The 10,854-nt window shown below is 42.3% G+C and carries 6 protein-coding genes; 4 read left to right on the top strand and 2 right to left on the bottom strand.

The genetic code is table 11. From position 1 onward, the window contains the following. The first annotated feature begins 4 nt into the window (after nucleotides 1-4). The 4 genes from EO125_RS07995 to uvrC all read left to right on the top strand — a co-directional run bounded on the left by EO125_RS07995 (nucleotide 5) and on the right by uvrC (nucleotide 7,633). Nucleotides 5-403: a hypothetical protein gene (locus EO125_RS07995; RefSeq protein WP_127148437.1), complete on the top strand. Its 399-nt coding sequence runs from the start codon at nucleotides 5-7 to the stop codon at nucleotides 401-403. A 365-nt stretch (nucleotides 404-768) separates the two neighbouring features. Then, nucleotides 769-2,877, top strand: coding sequence for an excinuclease ABC subunit UvrB (gene uvrB / locus EO125_RS08000; RefSeq protein ID WP_127148438.1), 2,109 nt, complete (start codon nucleotides 769-771; stop codon nucleotides 2,875-2,877). 8 nt (nucleotides 2,878-2,885) lie between these two features. Next, the gene (uvrA, locus tag EO125_RS08005; RefSeq protein ID WP_127148439.1) at nucleotides 2,886-5,750 is read left to right on the top strand and encodes an excinuclease ABC subunit UvrA; all 2,865 of its coding nucleotides are present in this window, start codon (nucleotides 2,886-2,888) and stop codon (nucleotides 5,748-5,750) included. Between the two features lie 68 nt (nucleotides 5,751-5,818). Then, entirely contained in the window at nucleotides 5,819-7,633 is a 1,815-nt protein-coding gene (gene uvrC / locus EO125_RS08010) for an excinuclease ABC subunit UvrC (RefSeq protein ID WP_127148443.1), read from the top strand. Nucleotides 7,634-8,189: 556 nt separating this feature from the next. Here the strand turns inward: uvrC and EO125_RS08015 are convergent. Both EO125_RS08015 and EO125_RS08020 read right to left on the bottom strand, forming a co-directional pair. Beyond that, nucleotides 8,190-8,717, bottom strand: a complete 528-nt coding sequence (locus tag EO125_RS08015; protein ID WP_127148440.1) for an isoprenylcysteine carboxyl methyltransferase family protein — start codon at nucleotides 8,715-8,717, stop codon at nucleotides 8,190-8,192. Nucleotides 8,718-9,319: 602 nt separating this feature from the next. Next, nucleotides 9,320-10,690: an amino acid permease gene (locus EO125_RS08020; RefSeq protein WP_127148441.1), complete on the bottom strand. Its 1,371-nt coding sequence runs from the start codon at nucleotides 10,688-10,690 to the stop codon at nucleotides 9,320-9,322. Between the last annotated feature and the right edge of the window lie 164 nt (nucleotides 10,691-10,854).

Below are 10,854 nucleotides of genomic sequence, written 5' to 3' on the forward strand. Positions count from 1 at the left end.
GACCATGACTAGAAAGAAATTATATGAATACGTTGTGGACCAAAATGAAATGAATGGCTATGGTGTCGACGAGGAAGGCATTGAATGCGCCGTAGATATTATGGAATTTGTAGGCGGTGATTTGTACAGACCTCTCACACGCTTACTCTTAAGTAATTGGAAAGAAATTGCTAGCCGTATTGAAAGTTACACCGATGAACAGTGGAATTTTGTTCAGGGTATTGCAGAAAATATGAAGCAGTCATTAGAACATGACCACAGTGATGAAATTCATCATTTATCTGATTGTGGTATCGCCATCTTCATCGAAATGTTAGAAGGAGATGACACAGCTACACAAACCTTGCAAGGGGATACACCAATTACAGAAGAAGAATTGCGACGTATCCGTGGCAAAGGGTAGCTGTATGTTGCGGAGTAATAGAAATACAACAATAGATAGTAAGTAATTGTGGGCATTATTTCCTAGGTCTTAATGAGTCTAGTAATACAATAAACATATAGCAGATAGTGAAAGAAAAGTTGGATCTCTGATTCAGCTTTTCTTTTTATATCATCTCCAGCACCAGAAGAATAGGCATCGTTGAAGAGTCTCACCAGCATTCTCCTTCTGTTCCTTCATCAGTAGGAACGCATGGAAATCTATATATTTGTATCGAACATACAGTACAATACTCTAGTCATTCATGGTATAATATAGAAGTTACTAGATATGGAATTGATAGTGAACTTTCACATTTATAAATATAGAAGATATAAGGAGGGACTATGAGCGGATTGCATCATTTTCCTGAAGAAGGCATACCTTTTCAAGTAGAGGCGCCGTACTCTCCCATGGGAGATCAACCAAAGGCCATCCAGTCCTTGGCAGAGGGAATTGAACGAGGGGAATGGGCACAGGTATTACTAGGTGCTACAGGTACGGGAAAAACATATACTATGGCAAAGCTTATTGAGGCGGTGCAAAAGCCGACCTTGATCATTGCCCACAATAAAACATTAGCTGCCCAATTGGCGAGCGAGTTCAAAAGCTTTTTCCCTAAGAATGCAGTGGAATACTTCGTGTCTTATTACGATTATTACCAACCAGAGGCGTACATTGCCTCTACTGATACATACATTGAAAAAGATGCATCCATCAATGAAGAAATTGATAAACTGCGCCACTCGGCGACAATGAACTTATTTGAACGGAAAGATGTAATCATCGTTGCATCCGTCAGCTGCATCTACGGCTTAGGGGATCCAGAGGACTATAGTACGCTCTGTGTATCATTGCGACAAGGTCAGGAATATAGCCGTGATGACATACTTCGTAAATTGGTGTCCATCCAATATACTCGAAACGACATGAATTTCGTGCGAGGTACTTTCCGAGTACAAGGGGATACGTTGGAAATTTTCCCAGCTGGCACCAGTGAAAGAGCCATTCGTGTAGAAATGTTTGGCGATGAAATCGATCGTTTAGTGGAAATTGATGTGCTTACAGGTGATGTTATTGTAGAGCGTAAACACGTGGCTATCTATCCAGCTTCTCACTATGTAACGACGAAGGAAAAGTTAGACCTTGCCATTGGGCGCATCGAGACAGAATTGGCTGAACGTTTGGCATACTTTAATGAAAATGGCCGTCTTTTAGAAGCGCAACGATTGGAACAACGAACACGATATGACATTGAAATGATGCAGGAAATGGGCTACTGCTCAGGCATTGAAAACTACTCCCGTCTGTTGTCCAACCGGCAACCAGGCGAAGCGCCAATGACCCTCATCGACTATTTCACAGATGATTTCCTAATTATTATCGATGAGTCCCATGTGACCTTGCCACAAATTCGTGCCATGTATAATGGTGACCAAGCTAGGAAGCATAATTTGATCGACTACGGATTCCGCTTGCCATCGGCGGCGGATAATCGGCCTTTAAAATTTGAAGAGTTTGTGGAACGAATCAATCAAATCGTCTATGTATCGGCTACACCAGGGCCCTATGAAATGGAAGTACAGACCAATGTGGCAGAACAAATCATCCGACCTACTGGCCTATTAGACCCTATCATCGAAATCCGACCTATCAAAGGGCAGATGGACGATTTACTAGGAGAAATCAAAGACCGCGCAAAATCTGATGAACGGGTGTTGGTCACTACATTGACGAAAAAAATGGCAGAGGACTTAACAAATTATCTAAAAGAAATGGGTATTCGAGTGCGCTATTTACACTCCGATATTGCAACCATTGAGAGGGCCGATATCATCCGCGATTTACGGGCCGGTGTCTTTGATGTCCTTGTAGGGATTAACTTATTGCGGGAAGGCTTAGATATGCCAGAAGTATCCTTAGTGGTTATCCTAGATGCAGATAAGGAAGGCTTCTTGCGCAGTGATACGTCCTTGATTCAGACCATAGGTCGTGCGGCTCGTAATGAAAAAGGGAAAGTGATTATGTATGCGGACCGCATCACGGGCTCTATGCAACGAGCGATGGATGAAACAGAACGTCGTCGTGCTTTGCAAGAGTCCTACAACACAGAGCATGGTATTACACCATGTACAGTGCGCAAGGAAGTGAAAGACTTAATTGAGTTGACCAAAGTAGAAGGCGAAGTTGCTGCACCTAAAAAAGGTCGTAAGCCTAAAGCAGATGGTCCTGTGGTGTATGACAGTACAGCACCCACAGAAGTGGTGGCAGAAAGGGGGCAACCACTTTCACAGAAACCGCAGTACGAAACGAAGGAAGATGTGTTCAATGCCATTGAAGAGACCACACGCCTCATGAAAGCAGCGGCGAAACAATTAGAATTTGAACGAGCTGCAGAGTTACGTGATGAATTAGGAAGATTGCGCCAAATTTGGTCAGACATGAATGAAGAATAGGAGTTATTTTGAAAGATCAATTAATTATAAAAGGAGCCCGTCAACATAATTTGAAGAATATTGACGTGGCTCTACCAAGAAATCAATTTATTGTATTAACAGGACTAAGTGGATCTGGCAAGTCATCCCTAGCCTTTGATACGATTTACGCAGAAGGACAGCGCAGATATGTGGAATCCTTATCTGCCTATGCTCGCCAGTTTTTGGGGCAAATGGATAAACCTGATGTAGATTACATTGAGGGGCTTTCACCGGCTATTTCAATCGACCAAAAGACAACGAGTCGAAATCCTCGTTCTACTGTGGGAACGGTGACAGAAATTTATGACTATTTGCGCTTATTATTTGCTCGCATTGGTCGAGCTTACTGCCCTACTTGTGGAGAAGAGATTGCCCAACAGACGATTGAACAAATTACGGATTCTGTCATGAAGTTGCCAGAACGTACAAAAATTATGGTGATGGCTCCCGTGGTTCGTGGTAAAAAGGGGCGCCATGAAAAGATCTTAGAGCAAATCCGTAAAAATGGATTTTCTCGCGTTCGCATCAATGGAGAGATATATACCTTTGAGGACGAAATCAACTTAGATAAAAATAAGAAACACAATATTGAAATTGTTGTAGACCGTCTCGTGATCAAGGAAGGCTTAGAAAGCCGTTTAACAGATTCTCTGGAAACGGCCATTCATCATGGAGAAGGTTTTGTCATCATTCAAGAGGTAGATGGCCCAGCCCACCAATTTAGTGTTCATTTTACCTGTCCGAATGGTCACATTTCCTTACCAGAAATTGAACCTCGTATGTTTTCTTTCAACAGTCCCTTTGGGGCTTGCCCATCCTGTTTGGGTTTAGGTAGCACGATGGAGGTAGATGAGGACAGAGTGATTCCAGATCCAACGGTTCCTTTTATAGATGGGGGAGTAGCCCCATTGAGTTCGAATCCTAATGCGTGGTTCATGCGTCAATTAGAGGGCTTGTTGAAAGCGCATGGATATACATTAGAAGCAAGTTTTTCAGAATTGCCTACAGCCTTACAAAAAGAAGTCATGTATGGTAGTACTGAGAAAGTGACCTTTGATTATGAAAATATGCGTGGAGAGGTGAAAACATTCCACACCGAATATGAAGGTATTTTGCCAATGGTGAAACGCCGTCATGCAGAGGCCACTACGGATAGCATGCGGGAAGAGTTTGAATCCTATATGTCTATTAAACCATGTACAGCTTGTAAGGGGGCTCGCTTGAAGCCAGAATCCCTTGCCATCCGTGTAGGAGAAAAAAATATAGATGAAGTGACACAGCTAACGATTAGTGAAGCGGTGGACTATTTTGGCAATCTACAGTTGACGGAACGAGAGGCTTTTATCGGGGCTCAAATTTTGAAAGAAATCAATGCTCGCCTAGGATTCCTGAACAATGTGGGTTTAGATTATTTGACCATGAATCGTAGTGCCGGCACCTTATCTGGAGGGGAAGCGCAGCGCATTCGATTGGCCACACAAATTGGTTCGGGCCTAGTAGGGGTTTTATACATTCTAGATGAACCGTCTATCGGTTTACATCAGCGAGATAATGATCGCTTAATCGAAACATTGAAAGGCTTGCGAGATTTAGGGAATACCTTACTCGTGGTAGAACACGATGAAGATACGATGCTAGCAGCGGACTATTTGGTAGATATTGGACCTGCGGCAGGTGAACATGGTGGTCAAATCGTGGCGCAAGGTACAGTACCAGAGGTGATGGCTGTGAAAGAGTCCATTACCGGTCAATATTTAAGTGGTCAAAAGTATATTCCATTACCAAAAGAACGTAGAAAGCCTACGAAAGCCTGCTTAGAAATCCGTGGTGCTAAAGAGAACAACTTGAAGCAAGTAAACGTAAAGTTCCCTATTGGTTTATTCACAGTTGTAACAGGTGTGAGCGGATCTGGTAAATCTACACTAATCAATGAAATCTTATATAAAGGCGTAGCCAATGCACTCTACAGAAGTCATCATAAGGTAGGAGCCCACAAGGAGATTCGTGGCTTAGAGTATGTGGATAAAATCATCAATATTGACCAAAGTCCAATCGGTCGAACACCACGTTCGAATCCTGCCACCTATACAGGGGTCTTCGATGCCATCCGTGAGTTATACAGCCAAACGAATGAAGCGAAGATTCGTGGATACAAAGCAGGGCGATTCAGCTTTAATGTCAAAGGCGGTCGCTGCGAAGCGTGCCGTGGTGATGGTATCATCAAAATCGAAATGCATTTCTTGCCAGATGTGTATGTACCGTGTGAGGTATGTAAAGGAGCTCGATACAATCGAGAGACCATGGAAGTGAAATACAAAGGTAAAAGCATTGCTGATGTATTGGATATGGTGGTGGATGAAGCGGTAGATTTCTTTAGTGCTATCCCTAAAATTCACCGTAAATTGGTAACTTTACAAGAAGTAGGTCTAGGCTATATTCGATTAGGACAAGCGGCAACTACCTTGTCTGGTGGGGAAGCACAGCGGGTGAAACTAGCTACTGAACTGGCTCGTCGCAGTACAGGAAAAACATTATATATCTTAGACGAACCGACTACAGGCCTTCATGTAGAAGATATCCGCAAGCTTTTAGAGGTATTGCAAAAGTTAACCGATGGTGGTGATACTGTGGTGGTTATCGAGCATAATTTAGATGTCATCAAAACGGCGGACCATATTATTGATTTAGGTCCAGAAGGTGGTTTCCGTGGCGGTACTATCGTTGGCACTGGTACACCTGAGGAGATTGCTGCTTTACCTGAAAGTTATACGGGCAAATTCTTAGGTCCAGTGTTGGAGAAAACTAGGGCCTATATGGAACAGCATCCGTTGCACACTGAGGACACACCATGAATCCCATCGACAGACAATTGCAAGCAGAAGAAGTGAACTTTCAGCCGTCTCGTCAACAAGATATGATGATGGGCGATGCGGAACAGCAAGCGTATATACTGGAAAAAGTAAGCCATCTGCCTACCACACCGGGGGTCTACTTGTGGCGTGACAAGTATCAGCGCATCATCTATGTAGGAAAGGCCATCAACTTGCGCAATCGAGTGCGGTCCTATGTGCAGCAAGATGTGAATCGATCTGTGAAAGTGACAGCCATGATGCGCCGTGCTTGGGATGTGGAAACAATCCAAACGAAAACAGAAATGGAAGCACTTATCTTAGAGGCGACCTTAATCAAGGAGCACCACCCGAAATACAATATTATGCTTCGAGATGACAAGACATATCCTTACGTGAAAGTCACTGTACAAGAGGACTTTCCACGGCTCTTTATGACTCGTCGTTTAGAACGTGACGGAGCCAAGTATTTTGGGCCTTTCACAGATGTGACAGCGGTGCATCATGTACTACGCATCTTGCGCTCCTATTATCCACTACGCACTTGTAAAAGCATGAAAGTAGAACGACCTTGTTTGCAATATCATATGCACTATTGTGAAGGTCCTTGCATGAAGTATGTGACGGTGGAGGACTATCGTAAATATATTGATGATATTGTAGCCCTCTTTGAAGGGAAACAAGTTAAGGTCATCCAAGAGATTACGTCTAAGATGGAGCAAGGCTCAGAGGACTTGGAGTTTGAATTAGCGGCTAAGTATCGTGATGACTTGTTGAGTATCCAAAAGGTACAAGAAAAGCAACGTATGGTTACACAGCGAGGCGATATGGACGTACTAGGCATGGCCATTGATGGGCCTATGGCTTGCATTCAACTGTTTTTCATTCGCAGTGGTCGTTTATTGGGAAGAGAAAATTACTTTGTCCAACATGAAGGAGATAGCCCAGAGCTAGTGATGACGGAGTTCATTAAACAGTATTATGGAGGCTCTACATTCATTCCTAAAGAATTGCTATTGCCCATGGACAGTGTGGACCGTGAACTGTTTAGTGAATGGTTCACCTCTATGAAAGGGCAACAAGTGGACGTATCTGTACCTCAACGGGGCTATAAAAAAGACCTCATCAAGATGGCGGAGGAAAATGCCCAGAACTTTTTGGCAGAACGTCGTCGTCAGTGGCAATATACGATTGATAAAGCCGGTGGAGCTGTGAAAAAATTAGCGGAAGTGCTTGACTTGCCACGATTGCCAGAGCGCATGGAATGTTATGATATTTCTCATATGCAAGGGGCGGAAACGGTGGCGTCCATGGTTGTCTTTGAAGGTGGAAAACCGGCGAAACGAGAGTATCGTCGATTCAAATTGAAAACAGTACAAGGGAAGCCTGATGATTTTGCATCCATGGCGGAGATTATGGAACGGCGCTATGGTAATGAAAAAGATTGGCCTATGCCAGATTTGATTATCATAGATGGTGGTAAAGGACAGTTAAATGCTGCATTGCCTGTCATCCGTGCTATGGGGGTTACCGATGTGCCCGTCATATCCTTGGCAAAGCGCATTGAAGAAGTATTTATAGAAGGAGAATCGGAAAGTATTATTCTAGAACATCATACGCCTGAATTACAATTGCTCCAACAAATACGTGACGAAGCCCATCGATTTGCTATTACCTACCATCGTAGATTGCGTGGAAAGCGGAACTTAGAATCCGTTCTCGACCATATTGAGGGGATAGGACCGAAACGAAGAAAAGCGCTGTATAAGCATTTTGGGAATTTAGATGCTATGCGAGTAGCGGAGTTGGAAGAATTGGAGAGCGTGGAAGGGATGAACAAAAAAGCGGCTTTGGCTGTGTATGAGTTCTTTCGGCGTTTAAAATAGTGGAAACGAGCAACATTTGATTATGTTGTGAAATCTTGTGGCATATTTGTTAGATTGCAAAGGAAACGAGCAACATATCCCTCCGCAAACTGATACAGTGGTTAGGTTTGCTCCGGAACATGTTGCTCGTTTTTAGTGTTGTTTTATTTAGACAATGATAATGCCACAAGATTATTCTACGATTCGGTATAATTGCTAGAATTGTTGCTCGTTTCTTGTGTAGATTAATTTTGATGCCTTAGAGAAAGAACTCATCCACAGATGGGGGCGCCGAGGAGGGAGAGTGTTACTTGTTTTGCTATAAAATCTTGTGGCGATTGATTACCTGACAAAGGGAAGAGCACGGTATACCCCTCACAAACGGTATTTCATAATGTTTGTTCGGGGCACACCGTGCTCTTCTTGTGTTTGTTGTATTTAGTTAGTAAGGAAACGCCACAAGGGCAGTATTATTAGCAGTATATCTTAAGGATTGTTGCTCGTTTCTTGCATAGTTTAATTTTGATGCCCTAGGGAAAGAACTCATACACAGTGTGGGGCGCCGAGGGGAATGGGGTTACCGACTTTTTTCTGTGTTTGGTAGTATGATATGCTGGATAAGGTAGTTTTCTTCTTTTATGCGAAGGTAGAGTATCCATGCATAGATAGGTAATAAAACTATAGCGCTATAAGTAGCGTGGCATAGTAAGGCTACACCGATTAATTCGGGACCAATGTTTAGATAATAATTGGGATGTTTTACGTTTCTAAATAGCCAATGGTCGTTAAATTGATGATTTTTTACAATCATAAGCTTGATGGTCCAAATTCCTTTTAATAGTCGAGTAACGATATAGAGCATAATCATGGAAAAAATCATCAAGATGAGTCCGATGGCGGATAGGCTATCGAAGGTGGTCTGACAATAGATTGCTTCTGCTACGCAAGCTAAGTAATAGATGATATGCACAATAGTCAGGCATTTTGTTGTTTTTACACCATACTCTGTGCCACCGTCTTGTAGAATACGTTGTTCATTGGTTTTAGATAATTTTAAGAAGAACAGTCGCAGAGCGAAGAAAAATAAAATACTGTAGAGAATCATAGACACACTCCTTTACACATTTACACTCAATGTTAAAACACAATACACATTATATACTATGTATAGAGGAACTTCAAATATAAAATCATTTTTCACGATGAAAGATAGTTATTTGTAATCCTATGTAGCCTGTGGCATTGTTAATAAAATAATGCAAAGGGAAGAGCACGGCATACTCCTCACAAACGGTATTTCATAATGTATCGTCTCTTGTAATTCTATGTAGCCTGTGACGATTTACGTGAATAGTATAAAGGAAAGAGCACGACACATTCCTACGCAAACTGATACAGTGGTTAGGTTTGCTCCGGAACATGTCGTGCTCTTTTCAGACTTATGTTATTTAGGTAATAAAGAAACGCCACAAGGCTACTACGTATAACTGCATTCCTTAGTGAAATCATTGATTTGTTCAAATAGTTAATGATAACGTCTAACGACATAAGGTTCTTAGGCCTTAATACGTTAGGCGTATATACTTTAGTATTTGAGAGATGATCCTAACACCTTCGACACGTTGGTGGCTCTTCTTTTTCTTACGTATGGTATACCACATTCTGTGAAAAAGATAAAGGTGTGACGGATGGTCACACCTTTTTTGTTTATTTTGTTGTTTCTTCATCTTCGCTAGGTGCCAACATGGAGTAGAAGGCCCATAGTAGGATGAACCAGAATGGTGTAAACATGAGGGCGATGCGTGTGTCACTTTGTAATGCTAGTACGACCAAGATGAATAGGAAGAACGCTAGGATCAGGTAATTCATAAATGGGTACAGTGGCATTTTGAAAGTAGATTGCTTCGCCAATTCTGGTTGTTGTTTCCGATATTTGAGGTGGCATACGACGATGATGGCCCAAATATAGATGAAGCAGAATGTGGAGATGGACGTAATCATGATGAATACACTTTCAGGCATGACATAGTTTAAGACTACGGTAAATAGTAAGGCCGCAGCGGAGAATAGTGTTGCCTGATACGGTACGGCATGGTTCGTTAATCGTTTCATTCGACTCGGCGCATGTCCGCGTTTGGATAATGCGTAGATCATACGGCTCGTGGAGAAGATGCCAGAGTTTGTAGCAGATGCTGCGGATGTTAGAACAACGAAATTTACGATGCTCGCAGCAGCCAGGATACCCACTGCATTAAATACAGCCACGAAAGGACTAGAATTTGGGTCCACCGCAATCCATGGATATATACTCATGATAATCGCCAAAGATCCAATATAAAATAGAATAATTCTCAATGGAATATTGTTAATCGCCATAGGGATAACTTTTTTCGGATTTTCCGTTTCCCCAGCTGTGAGACCTACTAGTTCAATGCCTGTGAAAGCAAATACTACCATCTGGAAAGACAAGATGAATCCCATTGTTCCATTTGGGAACCAACCGCCGTAATTCCATAGGTTATCAAAGGCTGCTGCACCAGCATTGGTAGTGAATCCTGTAAGAATCATGATAATACCAATGATGATGAGTGATACAATGGCAATTACTTTTATTAAAGCGAACCAAAATTCCATTTCACCAAAGTGTTTGACTGCTGTCAAATTCATAACTAGCAATATGCCTAGTACGATGAGGGCCGGTATCCATTGTGGCATCCACGGTATCCAGTACTGCATGTACAAGCCGACCGCAGTTAAGTCCGCCATGGCCAGTGAAAGCCAACAGAACCAATAGGTCCAACCAGTAATGAAGGCTGCTCGATCACCTAAATATTCTTCTACAAAGTCAATGAAAGAATGGTGATTCAAATTGGAAAGTAATAACTCTCCTAAAGCACGCATCATGAAGAAACAGATAATACCTGTAATTAGATACGTGAGGAGGATAGAGGGGCCCGCTAAACTAATAGATCGCCCAGAGCCAAGGAATAAACCTGTGCCGATGGCACCACCGATGGCTAATAATTGAACGTGGCGATTTTTAAGACCACGCTTTAACTCTTGTTGCGAGTCCGTCATAGTAAAACCTCCTTAATACAATATAAACTTTTATATTTGATAATAGTAAACTATTTTCTATAGAATGTCAATTAATGCTAGTGAATGGACGGTGTCAAGTTTTTGTTGGAAAAATAATTACCTAGCTTTAAAAGAGGGTTCCTCGTCACTAAAGAATCCTGCGT

The sequence above is a fragment of the Veillonella sp. VA139 genome (assembly GCF_003992005.1).
Taxonomy (GTDB): domain Bacteria; phylum Bacillota; class Negativicutes; order Veillonellales; family Veillonellaceae; genus F0422.

What these genes read in the sequence shown, in the direction of transcription:
- EO125_RS07995 (WP_127148437.1), top strand. Translation starts at nt 5, where the DNA reads ATGACTAGAAAGAAATTATATGAATACGTTGTGGACCAAAATGAAATG.
- uvrB (WP_127148438.1), top strand. Translation starts at nt 769, where the DNA reads ATGAGCGGATTGCATCATTTTCCTGAAGAAGGCATACCTTTTCAAGTA.
- uvrC (WP_127148443.1), top strand. Translation starts at nt 5,819, where the DNA reads ATGGGCGATGCGGAACAGCAAGCGTATATACTGGAAAAAGTAAGCCAT.
- EO125_RS08015 (WP_127148440.1), bottom strand. Translation starts at nt 8,717, where the DNA reads ATGATTCTCTACAGTATTTTATTTTTCTTCGCTCTGCGACTGTTCTTC.
- EO125_RS08020 (WP_127148441.1), bottom strand. Translation starts at nt 10,690, where the DNA reads ATGACGGACTCGCAACAAGAGTTAAAGCGTGGTCTTAAAAATCGCCAC.